The 16,385-nt window shown below is 58.0% G+C and carries 16 protein-coding genes; 7 read left to right on the top strand and 9 right to left on the bottom strand.

Features of this window, described 5'->3' with window-relative positions:
- Positions 1-39: 39 nt before the first annotated feature.
- The 3 genes from HKX24_RS16215 to HKX24_RS16205 form a co-directional block, all read right to left on the bottom strand.
- The gene (locus HKX24_RS16215; RefSeq protein ID WP_035367119.1) at positions 40-552 is read right to left on the bottom strand and encodes a L,D-transpeptidase family protein; all 513 of its coding nucleotides are present in this window, start codon (positions 550-552) and stop codon (positions 40-42) included.
- A 182-nt stretch (positions 553-734) separates the two neighbouring features.
- A complete protein-coding gene (locus tag HKX24_RS16210; protein ID WP_198952378.1) occupies positions 735-1,004 on the bottom strand; it encodes a zf-TFIIB domain-containing protein in 270 nt (89 codons plus the stop codon).
- A gap of 52 nt (positions 1,005-1,056) precedes the next feature.
- Positions 1,057-3,411, bottom strand: coding sequence for a cation-translocating P-type ATPase (locus tag HKX24_RS16205; RefSeq protein WP_271690351.1), 2,355 nt, complete (start codon positions 3,409-3,411; stop codon positions 1,057-1,059).
- A gap of 182 nt (positions 3,412-3,593) precedes the next feature.
- Between HKX24_RS16205 and HKX24_RS16200 the strand changes: the two genes are divergently transcribed.
- The gene (locus HKX24_RS16200; protein WP_088635920.1) at positions 3,594-3,878 is read left to right on the top strand and encodes a hypothetical protein; all 285 of its coding nucleotides are present in this window, start codon (positions 3,594-3,596) and stop codon (positions 3,876-3,878) included.
- 25 nt (positions 3,879-3,903) lie between these two features.
- Here HKX24_RS16200 and HKX24_RS16195 read toward each other — a convergent pair whose 3' ends face one another.
- The 5 genes from HKX24_RS16195 to HKX24_RS16175 form a co-directional block, all read right to left on the bottom strand.
- The gene (locus tag HKX24_RS16195) at positions 3,904-4,569 is read right to left on the bottom strand and encodes a L,D-transpeptidase (protein ID WP_088635921.1); all 666 of its coding nucleotides are present in this window, start codon (positions 4,567-4,569) and stop codon (positions 3,904-3,906) included.
- Positions 4,570-4,781: 212 nt separating this feature from the next.
- A protein-coding gene (locus tag HKX24_RS16190; RefSeq protein ID WP_088635922.1) for an IS5 family transposase occupies positions 4,782-5,539 on the bottom strand; the annotation gives its coding sequence in 2 pieces (ribosomal slippage) (positions 4,782-5,215 and positions 5,215-5,539; 759 coding nt in all).
- Between the two features lie 63 nt (positions 5,540-5,602).
- A complete protein-coding gene (locus HKX24_RS16185; RefSeq protein ID WP_009815505.1) occupies positions 5,603-6,181 on the bottom strand; it encodes a L,D-transpeptidase in 579 nt (192 codons plus the stop codon).
- Between the two features lie 83 nt (positions 6,182-6,264).
- A complete protein-coding gene (locus tag HKX24_RS16180) occupies positions 6,265-6,855 on the bottom strand; it encodes a L,D-transpeptidase (RefSeq protein ID WP_088635923.1) in 591 nt (196 codons plus the stop codon).
- A gap of 215 nt (positions 6,856-7,070) precedes the next feature.
- Positions 7,071-8,138: a hypothetical protein gene (locus HKX24_RS16175; RefSeq protein ID WP_088635931.1), complete on the bottom strand. Its 1,068-nt coding sequence runs from the start codon at positions 8,136-8,138 to the stop codon at positions 7,071-7,073.
- Between the two features lie 229 nt (positions 8,139-8,367).
- On the opposite strand from HKX24_RS16175, the gene HKX24_RS16170 reads away from it, so the two are divergent.
- From HKX24_RS16170 to repC, 4 genes are all read left to right on the top strand, one after another.
- On the top strand, positions 8,368-9,276 hold the full coding sequence (locus HKX24_RS16170; protein ID WP_271694203.1) for a recombinase family protein: 909 nt from the start codon (positions 8,368-8,370) through the stop codon (positions 9,274-9,276).
- Positions 9,277-9,617: 341 nt separating this feature from the next.
- The gene (gene repA / locus HKX24_RS16165; protein WP_009807965.1) at positions 9,618-10,817 is read left to right on the top strand and encodes a plasmid partitioning protein RepA; all 1,200 of its coding nucleotides are present in this window, start codon (positions 9,618-9,620) and stop codon (positions 10,815-10,817) included.
- Positions 10,817-11,785 (top strand): plasmid partitioning protein RepB, encoded by a 969-nt coding sequence (gene repB, locus HKX24_RS16160; RefSeq protein ID WP_271694205.1) that lies wholly within the window; start codon positions 10,817-10,819, stop codon positions 11,783-11,785. The genes repA and repB overlap by 1 nt, the downstream gene beginning before the upstream one ends.
- A 238-nt stretch (positions 11,786-12,023) precedes the next feature.
- Positions 12,024-13,079, top strand: a complete 1,056-nt coding sequence (repC, locus tag HKX24_RS16155) for a plasmid replication protein RepC (protein WP_271694206.1) — start codon at positions 12,024-12,026, stop codon at positions 13,077-13,079.
- 212 nt (positions 13,080-13,291) lie between these two features.
- On the opposite strand, the gene HKX24_RS16150 is transcribed toward repC, so the two are convergent.
- On the bottom strand, positions 13,292-14,494 hold the full coding sequence (locus HKX24_RS16150) for a Fic family protein (RefSeq protein WP_271694207.1): 1,203 nt from the start codon (positions 14,492-14,494) through the stop codon (positions 13,292-13,294).
- 279 nt (positions 14,495-14,773) lie between these two features.
- Between HKX24_RS16150 and HKX24_RS16145 the strand changes: the two genes are divergently transcribed.
- Positions 14,774-15,244, top strand: a complete 471-nt coding sequence (locus tag HKX24_RS16145; RefSeq protein WP_271694208.1) for a hypothetical protein — start codon at positions 14,774-14,776, stop codon at positions 15,242-15,244.
- Between the two features lie 40 nt (positions 15,245-15,284).
- Complete coding sequence (locus HKX24_RS16140) at positions 15,285-16,223, top strand: zincin-like metallopeptidase domain-containing protein (protein WP_276154109.1); 939 nt, start codon at positions 15,285-15,287, stop codon at positions 16,221-16,223.
- Positions 16,224-16,385: the final 162 nt, after the last annotated feature.

The raw sequence follows: 16,385 nt of genomic DNA, 5'->3' as shown, positions 1-16,385 counted from the left end.
GACGATTTGCCTGATCTGACGGAAGATCATCTCCTCCCATCAGGCGTAGATGTCGATCGGTGTTCCGTCTTTCACCATTGCATAGATGTCCTCGATCTGCCGATCTGTGACCGCGATGCAGCCAGCTGTCCAGTCGCGGACGTCCGTTGGGTCGATGCCTGGGCGTGGACCACCATGGATGAAGATGTCGCCGCCGGGGGAAAGGCCCTGCGCTTCAGCAAAGGCGATGTCGGCCTCATTCGGATAGGAGATGCCAACCGAAAGATGATACGTACTGTCGGGGTTGCGCTTATCGACTACGTAAGCGCCCTCAGGGGTCCGGCCGTCTCCCTCGAATTGCTTGTGACCCTCAGGAGCGAAACCCAGCCCGACCGGATAGGTTTGCAATACGCGATCGGCTCCGTCCAGAACAAGCAAACGCTGCCCCTTGTAAAGCCGAACACGGGTCACTTCGGGTCCGCCATAGCTGCGGAACTTGCTGGCACAGCCAGACAAAAACGCTGCCAATCCGCCCAACAGGACGGCGCGGCGGGGAAATCGGATGGTTTTCACTGCTCGATGCCTCTTTCGTGAGGTCTGATATGGACATTACGTTACCTTGCAAATGCTGCGTGATCAATGTCCGTGGGCAAGCGCGGCCTTTGCCATCTCTGGACCAACCTGCTCACCGCTGAATGCCTTGCGGGCCTACCGCAGCGCCTTGAGGGCGACCGGCAGGGAGACCACGGCAAGCCTTAATCGAACAACTCGTGAAGCCAGGATTTGCGTCGATAGCCGTGCTTGCGGTCGCCGCCGCCGTGCTTTCCGCGCCGGTAGCCGCGATCATCGTCGTAGCCGCGCGGCTCAGGCACCCGCTGAGGCGCCACATCGGGTGCCGAACGCTCGATGATCTTGTCCAGTTCACCCCGGTCGAGCCAGACACCCCGGCAATCGGGACAGAAGTCGATCTCGATCCCCTGGCGGTCGGTCATGCTCAAGGGCACCTCGCAAACCGGACACATCATCCTGCCCTTCACGCTCATGTCTCGTCTCGGCTCCTTTCCGGGTTCTCCCAGTTCAATGACCATGTGCCAGCGCTCCTTTGGCCAAGCCTTCGCCAACCTGTTCACCGCCAGACGGCGGCGCCTTGGCCTCTTGGCTGTTCAGCAGGCGCAGGGCGTTGGCCACCACCAGCAATGACACTCCTACATCGGCTGCAATAGCGCCCCACATCGATGCCACTCCGAAAGCGGTAGCGACAACGAAAACGCCCTTGGTCGCCAAGGAAATACCGATGTTCTGATGGATAATCGACATTGTCCGGCGCGAATGACCGATCAGCCAAGGCACCTTCCCGAGGTCGTCTGTCATCAGGGCAATATCCGCCGTCTCGATTGCCGCGTCCGAACCAACGGCACCCATTGCGATGGCGTAATGCGCGCGCGCCATGGCCGGGGCGTCGTTGACCCCGTCGCCGATCATGGCCACCATGTCATGCGTTTCGACCAGTTCTTCGATAGCTGTCACCTTGTCTTCGGGCAGAAGCTCGGCACGGACCTCGTCGATGCCGACCTCGGCTGCAACAGCGCGCGCTGTCCGCTCGTTGTCGCCCGTCAGCATGACGATGGTCTTCACGCCCTGCGCGTGGAGCTGTGCCACGATGCCCTTGGCATCGGGGCGGATACGGTCGCGCAATTCCAGGATGCCGGTGACGCCGGTGTCGTCGCCCACGGCAACAAGGGTGCTGCCGGCCCCTTCGATGCGGTCGCGCAGATCCTTCGGAATGGCGTCGCCGAAACCCTTCTCCTCGGCAAACCGGTCGGACCCTAGCCAGATCGACCGGCCGTCTGTGCGTCCTTCAAGTCCCCTACCTGGAACGGTTCGGGTATCTTGCGCGGCGGACACATTGATGCCTTCGGCTTCTGCCCGCGCGAGAATGGCGCGCGCCAAGGGATGCGAGGAACGTGCCTCCAGCCCAGCGGCGAGGGTCATCAGATCTTGCGCCGATGCTTTGCCCAGCGGATGCACCGCCGCCACCTCCGGCTCGCCCATGGTGATCGTGCCGGTCTTGTCCATGGCCAGTGCAGTGGTCTTGCCCGGTGCCTCAACATATGCACCGCCCTTGATCAGCACCCCAGCCCGCGCTGAGGCGGTGAGTGCGGCGACGATGGAGACCGGTGTCGAGATGACCAGAGCACACGGGCAGGCGATCACCAGCAGCACGAGTGCATTGTAGAACCAATAATCCCAGGCCCCACCGAAAATGAGCGGCGGCAGCAGGGCAATTGCAATGGCGAGAGCCATGACGATAGGCGTGTAGATGCGGGCGAACTTCGCCACCCACTGCTCCACCGGCGCACGGCGGGCATGGGCGTCGCCGACCATGCGGATAATCTTGGCCAACACGGTGTCCGAGGCGGCCTTCGTGGCGCGCACCGTCAGTGTGCCTTCGCCGTTGATCGTACCGGCATAGACTTCGTCGCCCCGTTCCTTTGGGACCAGCGCACTCTCTCCGGTGATTGGCGCCTGATCGACGGCCCCTGCCCCATCGACAACCTCACCATCCAATGGGATGCGATCTCCGCCGCGCACGACGAAACGTGCGTTGATAGCAACCGCGGAAGCCGGTACGTCCGCTTCCGAACCGTCATCATAAAGAATTCTTGCCGTCGGCGGCGCCAGGTCCAGCAGAGCTGAAACCGCATTCCTCGCACGCCCGACGCTCCAGCTTTCGAGGAAAAGCGAGAGCGAGAAGAAGAACGCAACCGTCGCCGCCTCGAAAAATTCGCCGAGGCCAATTGCACCCGCGACTGCGACGACCATGAGCAGGTTCATGTCGGGCGACAGCCGCCGTGCGGACGACCATGCCTTGGGCGCCACGAGCCAAACACCGAACAGGATCGCGACCGCGAATAGCCCTGCCTCGACCAGTGGCATCGGCGCTTCGCCGTGCCCTGCGAAGAGGCCAAGTGCCCCCCCCATGCCGGTCTCGATGATGTGCCACAGAAATCCCGCGGCCCAGAAGCCACCACTGAGCGCCGTAAACAGCCGCTGGCGTGCAAGATGGGCCGCCTGGTCGACCGACGCGTTTTCGGCATCCCAGGGCTTGGCGGTCATGCCGGTGCTTGCGACCAGTTCTGCAATTTCGCCGTCCGATACACTCTTGGCGCTGTCGAGGATAGTCATCCGTCCATTGATCACGTCGAACGCAAGATGTTCGGCCCCGCCGATCTTCGGGCCGACCACCTTGTTCAGGATTGCTACCTCCTCGGCGCAATCGAGGCCGGACACCTGAAAACTGCGCCCGCCCGCTGGCGCGGGGGTCGCCGGAACGATGTCGCCGCACGTTCCGGCGCTCCCGCAGCAGCTGCCGCCGCTTGTCTGGGCATCTTCGGCGTGATCGTGGTCGTGACGATGGGTGTCGGACGGCATGAATGGACCTCTGGATTCGGGTGCTTTACCATGACATAGCCCCTACAGTGGCTAGAGCTTCAAGAGCAAAATACGGTGGTATTTCAGATTGTTTTATTGCTAGAGGATGCGGTGACTGGCTCTATCACGCCTTGAGGCATGAACAGCCGCTGCAAAGAAAAACAGTCACGAAAGGAAACTTAATGCGGGTTTTGATTCTGAAGCAAAAAATGATGGTTGCAGTGGCGCTGTCGCTCACGGCCGGGTGCGCAGTCCAGCCGACTGGACCGGGCGACGTGGCAAAACAGGGGGGCAACGTTCCCGAAGCCGTGATTGCAATGGCTGCCCCGGATCAGGATGTTGCAACTGCGCGCTTGGTACCGGAAGACGGGTGCTACTGGTACAAACACAGCGGCCCCGTAGAAACAACCTTGCTGCCGCTGCGCACGGCGAACGGCAATCGTATCTGCACCCCTCGCGAAACTTAATTGCGTTTGCCGTCCGCTGCTTGGCTTAGCTGCGGGCAGTCACGCTGTCCTCCGCCGAGTAAAGATAGGCCGTAGAGCCGGTCTCGACGTTCGGGTAAAGATCATTGATATGAGCCATGACCATCCGTACGCAGCCCGAACTTGCGCGGCCACCGATACTCCGTGGGCTCGGAGTGCCATGGATGCGCAAAAGGGTATCGCGATCCCCGACGTAGAGATACAGCGCCCTCGATCCAAGCGCGTTTTCCGGTCCCGGTTCCATGCCATCGGCAATGTCAGCATAAAGTTCGGGGTCGCGATTGATCATGCTCTGTGTCGGTTGCCAGTGCGGCCACCTGACCTTGCGCTTGATGGTATAGACACCCGGCTCGTAGAGGTTCCCCCGCGCGATGGCCACGCCGTAGCGCATCGCGGTTCCACCCTCTTCAATGTGGTAAAGATATCGTGCGACCGCGTCGACATGGATATCTCCCGGCACGAGACCGGCCTTCGCAAGGACTCGTTGCGGCAGGAACCGCGGGTGCAAATCCCAGGGATTGGAGGTTTCGGGGACATAATTTGGAGGCGTCACCTGTGCGTCCCATTCAGCCTTCTGCGCCTCGGTGGGCCAGCTATCGGCAAACGTCACGCCGGGAACGGTCGCAGAAAATAGCGCCGTTGTTGTTTGAATGAAGTGTCGTCTTGTCAGCATGTCGTACCCTTTCGGTTCCCACCGGCGATTGATGGCAAGAACGGTATGTGTTCTCCTTGAACAGATAGAACTTCTAGTGGCTAGAGGTTCAAGGGCAAATTTTCGTGAGTAAACATGCGATCCTTGCAGTTTCCAGTTTGCTTGGGAGGAGAAAACTGCTCGCACGATACCTGGTCCGAAGTTGCGCAGCGACAATTCGTTAGGGTCAGGATTCATAACCAGTAGATGACGGTTGCTGCGAGCGCGATGGCTGAGAGAAAGACCTTTGGACAGCGGTCATAGCGGGTTGCCACGCGCCTCCAGTCCTTGAGGCGCCCGAACATGATCTCGATGCGGTTTCGCCGCTTGTAGCGGCGCTTGTCGTATTTGACCTGGGTCTTGCGTTGCTTTCGGCCGGGAATGCAGGCGCGTATCCCCTTGTCTTGCAATGCTTCTCGGAACCAATCAGCGTCGTAGCCCCGATCCCCGAGCAGCCATTCGACATTTGGAAGGCTGCTGAGCAGCGCCCGTGCGCCGATGTAGTCGCTGACCTGTCCGGCGGTGACGAACAGGTTGAGCGGTCGTCCTTGGCTGTCGCAGATGGCATGCAGTTTTGTGTTCATGCCGCCCTTGGTTCGACCGATCAGGCGACCGCGCCCCCCTTTTTGGCGGCCATGCTGGTCGCGGTACGGTGTGCTTTCAGATAGGTCGCGTCGATCATCACGGTTTTTTCTTCGCGGTGTCCGGTAGCCAGGCCGACCATCATCCTGGCGAAGATGCCTTTCTCGCTCCAGCGCTTCCACCGGCTGTACAGCGTCTTATGCGGTCCATAGGCTTCAGGCGCGTCGCGCCAGCGCAAGCCATTGCGATTGATGAAGATTATCCCGCTCAAGACGCGTTTGTCGTCGACCCGAGGCTTGCCGTGGGACTTGGGAAAGAAAGGGGAAAGCTTGGCCATCTGCTCGTCGGTCAGCCAGAAAAGGTCGCTCATGTCACCGCTCCGTTTTCCGGGCCGTGAATCACGCAGCGCTTTGAAAATCAATGCATCCTGACCCTAGAAAGTTGCGGGGTACAGGATCACACGCGTGTCCAGCGGAACCATATCATACAACTGGACAATCTGATCGTTAACCAATCTGGCGCATCCGTTTGAAACGGCACTGCCAATAGTGCTTGGGTCATTTGTGCCATGCACACGTAAAAAGGTATCCCCGCGTCCCGGTTGAAAAAGGTAGAGGGCCCGCGCACCTAGAGGGTTGCTCAGACCGCCAGGCATTCCATTCCGAAACGGTCCATACTTTTTCGGTTCACGACGCAACATGCCCGGGGTCGGTGTCCAGCTGGGCCACTCCTTCTTTGCCCCCACATAGAATTCGCCTGCCTCGTAAAGGCCCGGGCGACCGATCCCGACAGCGTAGCGAATTGCAGTGTTATCGGGTTGGGTCCAGAACAGGGCAAACTGGCTTGGAACAACATGGATTTCGTATGGAGCGGAGCCCTCTGGAATGCTCACTACTTGAGGTAAATACTCCGGCGGTAAATCATACTTTGGCAGCACTACATGGGCTGAAACTGGCTGACTGGCCAAAGTGCCAACAGCCCCGGCGGCAAGGAGGAATTTTCTTCGATTCATGAAGCTGTGGCTTTCGAACGGTGAACGTTGAATGAACGCCGGTACACGAAAAAAGACTTTAACAAGTCATGCTAGGTGCGCGATCAGAACAATTTCACTTGTGTTCCTACCTCAGCCAAAGCGAACAGTTCTTTGATATGTTCGTTGTAAAGGCCGATGCATCCGTTCGACGATTGGCGGCCAATTTTCCGCGTGTCGCCCGTTCCGTGGACGCGGTAATATTGCCATGAAAGGTAGAGGGCGTGTGTACCCAAGGGGTTGTCTGGACCGGGTGGAAAATAGTCTGGCCAATCCGGATTGCGGATCTTCATCGAAGGCGTGGGGCGCCAGCTTGGTCCTTCCACTTTCTTGATAACGCTAGTGTATCCGCGTTTTGTCAGTTCTTCGGATTCCGGAACGCTCGACGGATACAGCTTATAAACACTTTCATCCTCTGACCAATATTGCACCGCTCGGGAATCAATGTCGCACAGGATTGCACCGTGGTTTAGATTATCGAAGTGATCCCGCCAGTTTGAGGTGCTGAAGGATGAAATATTGCGGCGCACTGGTGGCGTAGCAAGTGGTGCTGTGGTTTGCGCTGTTGCAACGCCTGCTCCTAGGAACACGCCACTTGCGGCCGCACCGAGCAGCGCTCCGCGACGTGAGATAAATGAGTCTTTAATTAGCTTCATGATCAATCCTTCGGTCGTGCCTCTTTCGCCTGGTTACAACCTTCACCCACTGGAGCTTCAAGCGATCAATTGTCACAAAAACGTGAGACGAATGGCTAACGAACGCTTTGGGCTGGAAAAGCCTTGTCGCATTCGAACGGAAAGTGGCTTAAACGATCATCTGGGGCGGCACTAAAGCGTGCCAGGTCAAGCCGGTGTCAGCCTCGACAAATGACCTATATTAGGTCAGCTTTCCACATGCGATACCTCCCGTGCCCCGTCACCTCGCGGATCAAACCGCTTGCCTCCATCCATGCGAGATTGCGCTGAACGGCGGCGCGGCTGGCTCCGGTCATGGCCTCAGCCATCGGGGCGGAGACCAAGGGCCATTCCGTGAAAACCTTTCGCAAGGCAACCGGCGTGCGGCCAGATAATTGCGCCATGACGTTTTCTGCCCGCCCGATCCACACTTCAATATCATCAAGTGTTCGCATCGCCGTTAGAATTGCGCTGTTCATCCCATCCAACCAGCGGGCCAAACGCTCGGGTGGCAAGCCCGAAACGCGCAGCCCCCCGGCCCCGGCCATAGCGAGCGGCGCGAAGATGGCACCGCTTCCATCGCTGGTCGCGATCCTGGACGCGGTGACGGCAGCTTCGATCTGGTCGCCGTGGCGTCCGAGGCCCGCCAAGCTCCACAGGTGATACCCCATGCACGCCCGCGTGATCGGGTGGAGACCCTTTGCGGCTGCCATGACGTCCAGCCACCCACCCGCGCGATCCTCGAAACGCTCAGCGCTGTCTTCAATGTTCTCGGGATCGCGGCGATCCAGGAAGGCGGCCAAGTCAGCTTTCGGTCCAGGACCGCCTGTTAGGCGCCGAACAGCCCATCCAACTCTTGCCAGTGCATTTGGGTCATCCTGTGCACCTGACAGCCGCATCGATATCCAGAGCGCCAGACGATCAGAACTCACCCGATCCCCTGCGAACCAGCTGAGATCCGCTGCCTCGATAAGAGCGAGGCGATGCCGCCAGCCTTCCGGGCCACGCAGCAGCCGGTCATCCAGAGCTCCCAGGCGTCCAGCCACTCTTGCCAGTCGCGCAGCGTGAACGCCTTCTGCTTTTGCCCAGTCTTCGACGACAGCAGTGTCGGGCGGTTCCGCCCGTGGCCCTGGAGGCAAATCATCCGGTTCTTCTTCAAGTGACCTAGGTAGAAACCAGAGATCGTCTTCGTGAGCCTCTTCATCCTCCTCGATGGTGATAAGGAGGTCGCCGTAATCATCAGTCAAAGAAGAGGCTTGCGTCATCTTGTGTGCAAAATACTGATTTTTTGCACATTGCCCAGGCGTTTTCGTGGCCGCTGCCTGCGCCATTTATATAGTACGCGCGCGCGACTGCAGGTGAAACCTCTCAGATCGCTTTCAGCGCAAGGAAACCAAAGGTTTTTGGACGAGCACGACGAGAGAGCACCTACTTGCATTTGGTTACAAACGGTCGTTTATTAGTAATACCCTAAATTGCAAACGGCCCGATTTCATGCCCTTGATAGGCTACGCTCGAGTTTCCACGGAGGATCAGACCCCCCTGCCCCAGTCTGAGGCCCTTCAATCTGCTGGCTGCGCCGAAATCTTCGAAGAACACGCTTCCGGCGGCAATCGCGCGCGTCCAGTGCTTGCGCGCGTGCTCGAACGTGTCCAGAACGGCGACACGCTGGTCGTCGTGCGGATCGACCGGCTTGCGCGGTCTTTGTCGCACTTGCTGGAGGTGATCGAACGTCTGGAGGCCAAGGGCGCGTTCTTTCGCTCGATCCAGGACCCGATAGACACTGGATCCCCGCAGGGCAAGTTCACGTTGCAGGTCTTGGGCGCTGCGGCCGAGTTCGAGCGTGCCCTGATCCGGGAACGCACCAAGGCCGGCCTTGCCAGCGCACGCACAAAGGGCCGCGTGGGCGGGAACCCTGGGCTGCGGGCCAAAGACCCTGCCGCTCTTCGCAAGGTGCGGCTCGCGCGGCAAGACGGCTACATGGAGCGGCTGAACGAGACGGCTCAAGACTGGGTGCCCCAAGTGCGCCGGTTGCGCCCCGACTTGGCCTGGGAAGACGTTGTGCGCATCATCAACGGCCCCCTGCCCGAGGCGCGTCGCTGGACCCAAAGCCGTCTCTTGCGCGCTGTGAAGGCCTATGTCCGCGACGGCTTCCTACCTGCCGAGGTGCTGGCCCGCGCCGGGCGCCGCGAAAAGGACGACCGCCTGCCCGCCATTATTGCTGGCATCAAGAGCACCGATCCCGACATCACGCTTCAAGCGATCTGTGAATGGCTGAAAGCGATGCGCGAACGCACGCCCCGCGGGCGGACAAGCTGGCAGCCTTCGTCGGTGAAGATGCTGTTGGAGCGAGCGGAACGACTTGGCCTCATGCCGTACGAATCGAGCCAAGATCCGATGTAGCTTCTGACCCGAATCCAAAAAATTTCACCGGGAGAAAACTCCGCAGGAGGCAGAAAGTGCCATTGGTTGCTTGGGGTTAGCTGCTAATGTGCCAACTCAACAGAGCAGCGGCTCGATTCGGTTAGATCTGCATTTAATATATCTATATCAATGACTTGCTGAGTTTTTTATACGACAACACCTATAGGTGTTGTGGATAACTTTCACACTACATTTAGATTCTTCTTGCCGGACTCACTGGATCGTGGCATTCCCATTCTGACGGCAAAACGCGTCAGACGCGCTGCACACCGTCAGAATGACTAAGAGCCTCAACAGAGGCCGAGAGTGGGCGGCAGGACATGGATGATCGTAACATTGGGTACACGCAAGGCATAGGCTCTTCCGATATCGGAGCATTTGCCGACAATCTGGCTGAGTCTTTGGATCGCCAGATGAAGATCGCTTTCGAACCCGAAGAACGAAAGTCCCTACGCCGCTTCAGTTCCACCGAAGTCGCCGGCCTCCTGCGCGTAAGCACATCTAACCTGCGCAACCGGCACAAGGACGGCAGCTTCCCGGAAGTGCATACAGACAACCGCGGACACCGTTTCTACACAGCCCAAGAGATTGATGAGTTGCGCGATGTTCTTGGACGCACTGGAAAGAACGCAGAAAGCTACCGCCCAGGTCGACGTGATGGCGATCGTCTCCAGGTGATATCCGTCGTCAACTTCAAAGGCGGTTCATCAAAGACTACTGCAACGATTCATCTTGCGCAAAGGTATGCCTTGCGCGGTTACCGCGTGCTGGTCCTGGACCTCGATCCGCAAGCAAGTTTGACCACGTTTTTCGGCTTTCGGCCCGAGCTTGAGTTCGCCGATGGCGGCACAATCTATGATGCTTTGAGATATGAGGACCAAGTTCCTCTCTCGAATGTCATCCAAAAGACCTACTTCCATAAGCTCGACATGGTGCCCGCCGGTTTGATGCTCTCGGAGTACGAAACCGAGACCGCAAACGCTCTCGCCCGTCGCGTACAACCCATCTTTGCAGAGCGCCTCGCCTTGGCGCTTGAAGAGGTTGAGGCAAACTACGACATCGTCCTGATCGACTGCCCGCCTCAGCTTGGGTTTCTAACCCTGACTGCGCTGGCAGCCTCGACGGGGCTTTTGGTTACCGTGGTACCTGGCATGCTTGACATCGCATCCATGAGCCAATTCCTGAAGCTTGCTTCAGAAACGGTCAAGGCGGTGGAGGAAGCCATCGGTCGGCGTGTCACATGGGATTTTGTCAAGTTCCTGATTACCAGATATGAACCGTCGGACGGTCCGCAGACCCAAATGGCAGGCTACCTGAGATCAATTCTGGCAGGTCAGGTCATGACAGAGCCGATGCTGAAGTCTACGGCGATCTCCGACGCGGGGATGACCCAGCAGACCGTCTACGAAGTCGATCCAAGCCAATTCATCAGAAAGACAATTGATCGTGCCCTGACCAGCGTGAATGGCGTTGGCGATGAGCTAGAGCAGACGATCCAAATGGCATGGGGGCGTCGCTAATGGCCCGAAACATCTTCAACCAGCCTCCAAGGAATGAGACGGAGAGCGGAGCCCCCTCCCCTACCCCGCCAAAAGCGGCAAAGCTGCCGGGATCTGTTGGAGGACTGCGCGACTCGTTGCGCGAGATTACAGCAAACTCGATCCGCGACATCGAGCCCGATCAGATTGATATGGATGGGCTGCGCGATCGGTTGGTGCTGGAAGATTCCAGCATCGATGAATTGGCCGAGAGTATCGCCAAGCATGGCCAACAAGTGCCAATCATGGTCCGTCCATCTGCCCAACCGGACAGATACCGCATCATCTACGGCCGCCGCAGGCTTGCGGCGATCCGCAAGGTCGGTGGAACGGTCAAGGCAATTGTTCGAACCTTGGATGATGACGCATCTCTGATCGCTCAAGGCCAGGAGAACAACCTCAGGCTTGATCCATCTTTCATAGAAAAATCACTGTTTATCAAGGAGATGCAGGAATCTGGCTACAAACCCGGTGTCATCCAGGATGCTCTGGGTCTGACCCGGCAAGGCGTATCCAACCACAGGGTCGTCATAGAACAACTGCCAGACGGCCTTGTTCAACTCATCGGGCCAGCACATGGGATCGGACGACGGCAGTGGAGTGATCTGGCTGCCTTATCGGTGAAGGTAGATTTGGTGGACGTCGCCAAAGAGGCGCTCGCCACTCTGCCCGACGGCACACCTAGTTCCGAAAAGTTCCAAGCGGTCTATTCGGCTTGCTCGAGCAAAGCACGTAGCGACAAGAAGCCGCCCAATCGTGGCCTGACTTCGGTCATCAAAGATGAGAACGGCAGTTCATTGGGCACGCTGACAGTCGATGAGAAGGCGATCGCTATCAAGGTCACCAAAAAGGACAATCCAGAATTCGGCCAATGGCTCGAAGAGCGCGTGGAAGCCACGCTTTTGCAGCTCTTTGAACAATGGCGGAATGAGAGAGGCTCTGGGTCCTAACCCAGGCCACACAGAGCAACACGAGCAGAGGAGAAAAGCGAAGACCCGAAAGAAAAGAGCCCCCCAAAGTTTCCCCTGGAGAGCCCTCATCATTCGATTAGCACTCATGATGTAGCAACCTCCAGCAAACCGGTCAAGAGTCACCGATTCGGTGGACGGATTTTTATTGCCTTTTTCTGAGAGAAATCTCGGGAAGAGACTGGGAAGTTGTGGGCCGAACGGTCGTCGTGAACAAACCATGGCATTTACAAAACTCTCGATCGAAGCCGCAGGTGCTGATGCAACCCGCGGCTCATCTCCCCCATCTGAAACCGACGTTTGGACCATCTTCAGAGCCCTGAGGGATGCACGCAGCGTGTTTGGTCTACGTCCTGGCCACATACAGACACTTCAAGCAATGCTCAGTTTTCTGAAACCGGGCCAAGGCGAAACGGTTTTTGCATCTAACAATTCACTTTGCCAACGCGTCGGAGGAATCGACGAACGAACACTCCGGAGACACATCAACCGCTTCGTTGAACTCGGATTCATCACGCGCAATGACAGCTCGAATCGAAAGCGCTACCGCGTTCGCTCATCCGGCGGAGAGTGCATCAGTTATGGACTGTCTCTCACCCCCCTGCTCCAACGTGCGAGCGAGCTTATAGCCATCGCGCAAGAGATGGAGAATAACCGGCGAGATCGGATATTTGTCCGCAAACAGATCCTTACAAAGCTCGCCCATTTGGAAGAGTACGATCCTAGCAACGCATTCATCAACCACGCACGGAAAGCTCTACGCAGAAAGCTGAGCCTCCCCGAATACCACGCTCTGCTCGCCAATACAGACGCAGAATGCCAGAGTTTGACTACCCCGGATGACCCGCCTGAAACTATGCAATTGCCCGCCAATGACGGACAAACTGTCCGGCATCAATCTAAGTCTGAAGAAGAAAAAAAAGATTTAGATAGCAATATAGCCGATGAGGCCCTGAAACCAGACTTGCTGACCTCAGTCTGCGATCAGGCGACATCGTTCTCCACAGAGAGACTTAGAAACTGGTTGGACATTGAAAACCATGCGCGAACACTTGCACCCATGATGGGCATCCACCCAGAAACCTTCGAGAAAGCCAAGAATGCTGTGGGAGCTCAGCAAGCGTCATGCGCGATCTTTATCATGTTACAACTTGGAAAACGCATCAGGGATTTTGGAGCGTATTTTCACAGTATCACCCTGGGTCAAAGGCAAAACCAATTTGATCCATTAGCTTTGATCAAGCGACTGTCCGAAGCCAATGAGCGAACTGTCTAATGTCCACCGCGGTGGACTTCGAACGAGAAGCGGCGCTTGTGGTAACCACAACTGTCCAAACTCACCTGGAGGCGCGTGGTGGTTCTTCAGTTTATCTCAGACCAGCAGATGTCCACCGCGGTGGACAAGTAACGCACGAGCGAACCTTGATGGAAATCTCGCCGCCCATGGAAGAAATCCGCGGCCAGGCATCAAAAACTAAATTCCTAAAGTTATTGTGGGAGGTCACCATCTCCAAAGAGGTTTGGAAAGAGCCGCTCACGATAATCCAACGGGAACGCCAACCGAACTGGCGTCTTCGGCGAGGCGGAAGTCAGGTATCCGGCGGCGGTCAATTTACTCAACGTGTTGCGGGCAGTACGCTCGGACGTCTTGAGCACTATCTGGGCGTCGCCTCGTTCCAGTGCGCCATGCCGAAGAACCGCCGAGATTAGTTCCGGTGCTCGCTTGTCATCGATGGTATCTGCAACAAGACGACGATACCGTTGGTCCAATCCGCCGAGATCGAACAATCTTGCTGAGAAGGTGATCTGGTCGAGCGTCACCTTTAGGAACCATTCACTGAACGTCTTCAGTGCCGCTTCTGACAGGTTCCCACGCCCGTCGCGGTCTCCGCGGCGAGGACTGTCGGCCAGATCCATCATCCGTTTGTACTCGCCCCGATCGGTCAGTCCGCGGGCCAGCCCTCGCGATACGGACCAGAGCCCCTGGCCACCGATCCCCGCTGTGAGGGCCATGGCATGAGACACCAGTCTGCTGACACGGCCGTTACCATCCGGGAAAGGGTGGATGTAGTTCAGCCGGTGATGTGCCGACGCGATCGCGATGATCCGTCCGCTCGAAGACCGCGCCGCAATCTGAAACCGTTTGTCGAAATGGTCCATGAATGCCGCGATGCGCGACGATGAAGGAGGTAGGTGGCGCCCGACCGCAACTTCCCGATCGTCATCTTGGCGCATGCGTCCCGGAACGATGGGCTCTTGTGTGCCGTCGGGATGTTCGATGACCCGAAACTCATCCGGCATCTCGTCGTAGAAGCTCTTATGGACCCAAGTCAGGAATTCGACGGATGTGGGGCGGGGCAGGGTGCCTATGCGATGCATCTCATCGATGGCCCGTTGAACGATGACGTGCGCTCGGGCCTCAAGGGCGAGAGGACGGGTTTCTTCCTCAAGCTCGGCACCAGCCAGCGCCCTTTCGATGTCGCGGGGGCGCGTGTTGTGTCCTTCGATCAGGTTGGAGTAGTAGCAGTTCATCACACGGACGAGATCGGCAAGTTCGGCTGCGCTGTCAGGATGCAACCCTTGTCCCAGCCCGGTGGCTTCCCTCTGGATGTCGACCGAAAGGTCTGCCAATTCTGTAGGAATATGCTCCTCGAAGAAGCAGGGTTCGATTCTGGCGGGTGTTTCCAGCATTTTGCCGATCTTTCATATTTACAAAGTAGTTGAAAAATAAACACATTTCGTACTTTCAAGCAAGGTTTTGCCGATATGCGTTGCCGATCTAGAATTGCTGCATGAAATCAATGGCATCGGCAGATGCGCCGGGCTTTTCGGTTTTGTTGTGTGCCCAAAGGGGCCGGAAAAAGAGAAAGTGTTCTTCGGGTTTTGTGACTGACGGATGAGGGCCTTTGGGGGCCCTCAGATGGGTCCGGGCCGGATTCCGGTCTGTCTTTCCTGATGAAGGGCATTCCCATGCAAACAGGTGTCTTGCGCGTGTTGCGCGCCACCGCTGCCTCGTGGTGGCGACACAAGGAACTACGCCGAGCCGGCCAGACGGGGCAGGCACAACGGCTCGAGCGCGAGACTGTCCTGCGTGACCTCGGCTATCTGAAGCAGGCGGCGTCATTACCAAACGCGCATGTGATCTGCGGAGAGGGAGGGACATTCATCCATCTTGGTTGGACTATCGTTTCGACTCTCGCGCCGATCGAGCGCTTTCCCTTGGCCACTCTTGCGGTCGCACGAGGGACGCCCTTCATCGATATCCGACCCGTCATCGATGTGATTGCCTTCGCGAACCTGCCGCGGGTGACGCGGGACGGATCGGACGACTCTGAACCTTGGGGTCCCGGCAGGTCCGTCTTGCTGTCCACCTACATCGACATGGTCGAAGCCCTCGGTGCCAGGATCGCCAACGATCCGCGGCCCCGTCAGTCAATCTGATCACCATTCCCTCTCACCAAAACTCGAAAGGACGCCAGTCATGGCTCGATCCCGCACGCCCAAATTCGATGCCTCCGAGGTCATCACAAACGAAATCATCCGCATCATCGAGCGCGGCGTCCTGCCGTGGCGCAAGCCATGGACCGCAGGTGGCAGCTCTCGTCCGCTGCGCGTAGGCGGGGAACCCTACCAGGGGGTGAACAACTTCCTGTTGACGATGCGGACCGTGATGGCGGGCCACAGCTCGCCCTTCTGGATGACGTTGCCGCAGGCCAATGCGTTGGACGCAAAGGTCCGCAAGGGCGAGAAATCCTCTGTCGTCGTTTATTACGGTCAAAGCCGGAAAGATGCGGGCGGCGAGGACGACCGCAACGGCGGGGATGATCACTCCGAGGAAGCTCGCATCTTCCGCTTCCAGAAATCCTACCGCGTGTTCAATGCCTGCCAGATCGAGGGATTGCCTGACAGTTTCTACCCCGACCCGGAGCCCGTGCCCGAGCATCCGCCGTCCGAGCCCATCCCGCACATGCAGGCGTTTTTTGACGCCATCGACATCACGACCGTCTTCACAGGAACGGAAGCGTATTATTTGCCGCCCGTGGACAAGGTCTACATGCCGTCCATCACGCGGTTCCAGGACCCGCGCAATTTCTACGGGGTCTGGGCCCATGAGCTGGCCCATGCCACAAAGGCCCCCCATCGACTGAACCGTGATTTCGGGTTCTCGAAGTTTGGCAACACGTCCTATGCGCGCGAGGAGATCGTCGCGGAATTGGCCTCGGTGTTCCTGGGTCAGTCGCTCGGCTTCACGGCGCATACGCTCGAGATGAATGCCGCCTATCTCCACAACTGGTTGCGCGTTCTTCGGTCGGACAAGGGCGCGATCTTCAAGCACGCCGTAGATGCGCAGCGCGCCTGCGACTACCTGATCGCCAGATCGGAGGCGGGTAGGGCAGGGGGCAGCGCCGAGGCCGCCTGACTATGCTTTGCTGCGAAGCAGAAAATGGCAGCTTAGAGCCCATACCTCCCAATTGCTGCGCGAAGCACAAACGGGTTGGAAGCGCTGAAAGCCGACATCAACCGAGCCGCGAGCATGCCTCAGCTGCCAATTAGCCACCTCAGCTGACACCCCTTGAACCGG

It is taken from the genome of Sulfitobacter sp. M85 (genome assembly GCF_029285915.1).
GTDB lineage: Bacteria > Pseudomonadota > Alphaproteobacteria > Rhodobacterales > Rhodobacteraceae > Sulfitobacter > Sulfitobacter faviae.
Note: the sequence above shows the minus strand (reverse complement) of the source record. Positions and strands in the feature narration are given on the sequence as shown.

Excerpts from the sequence above, each read along its gene's own strand:
- HKX24_RS16210 (WP_198952378.1), bottom strand. The coding sequence starts at position 1,004 with ATGATGTGTCCGGTTTGCGAGGTGCCCTTGAGCATGACCGACCGCCAG.
- HKX24_RS16205 (WP_271690351.1), bottom strand. The coding sequence starts at position 3,411 with ATGCCGTCCGACACCCATCGTCACGACCACGATCACGCCGAAGATGCC.
- HKX24_RS16200 (WP_088635920.1), top strand. The coding sequence starts at position 3,594 with ATGCGGGTTTTGATTCTGAAGCAAAAAATGATGGTTGCAGTGGCGCTG.
- HKX24_RS16195 (WP_088635921.1), bottom strand. The coding sequence starts at position 4,569 with ATGCTGACAAGACGACACTTCATTCAAACAACAACGGCGCTATTTTCT.
- HKX24_RS16185 (WP_009815505.1), bottom strand. The coding sequence starts at position 6,181 with ATGAATCGAAGAAAATTCCTCCTTGCCGCCGGGGCTGTTGGCACTTTG.
- HKX24_RS16180 (WP_088635923.1), bottom strand. The coding sequence starts at position 6,855 with ATGAAGCTAATTAAAGACTCATTTATCTCACGTCGCGGAGCGCTGCTC.
- HKX24_RS16175 (WP_088635931.1), bottom strand. The coding sequence starts at position 8,138 with ATGACGCAAGCCTCTTCTTTGACTGATGATTACGGCGACCTCCTTATC.
- HKX24_RS16170 (WP_271694203.1), top strand. The coding sequence starts at position 8,368 with ATGCCCTTGATAGGCTACGCTCGAGTTTCCACGGAGGATCAGACCCCC.
- repA (WP_009807965.1), top strand. The coding sequence starts at position 9,618 with ATGGATGATCGTAACATTGGGTACACGCAAGGCATAGGCTCTTCCGAT.
- repB (WP_271694205.1), top strand. The coding sequence starts at position 10,817 with ATGGCCCGAAACATCTTCAACCAGCCTCCAAGGAATGAGACGGAGAGC.
- repC (WP_271694206.1), top strand. The coding sequence starts at position 12,024 with ATGGCATTTACAAAACTCTCGATCGAAGCCGCAGGTGCTGATGCAACC.
- HKX24_RS16150 (WP_271694207.1), bottom strand. The coding sequence starts at position 14,494 with ATGCTGGAAACACCCGCCAGAATCGAACCCTGCTTCTTCGAGGAGCAT.
- HKX24_RS16145 (WP_271694208.1), top strand. The coding sequence starts at position 14,774 with ATGCAAACAGGTGTCTTGCGCGTGTTGCGCGCCACCGCTGCCTCGTGG.
- HKX24_RS16140 (WP_276154109.1), top strand. The coding sequence starts at position 15,285 with ATGGCTCGATCCCGCACGCCCAAATTCGATGCCTCCGAGGTCATCACA.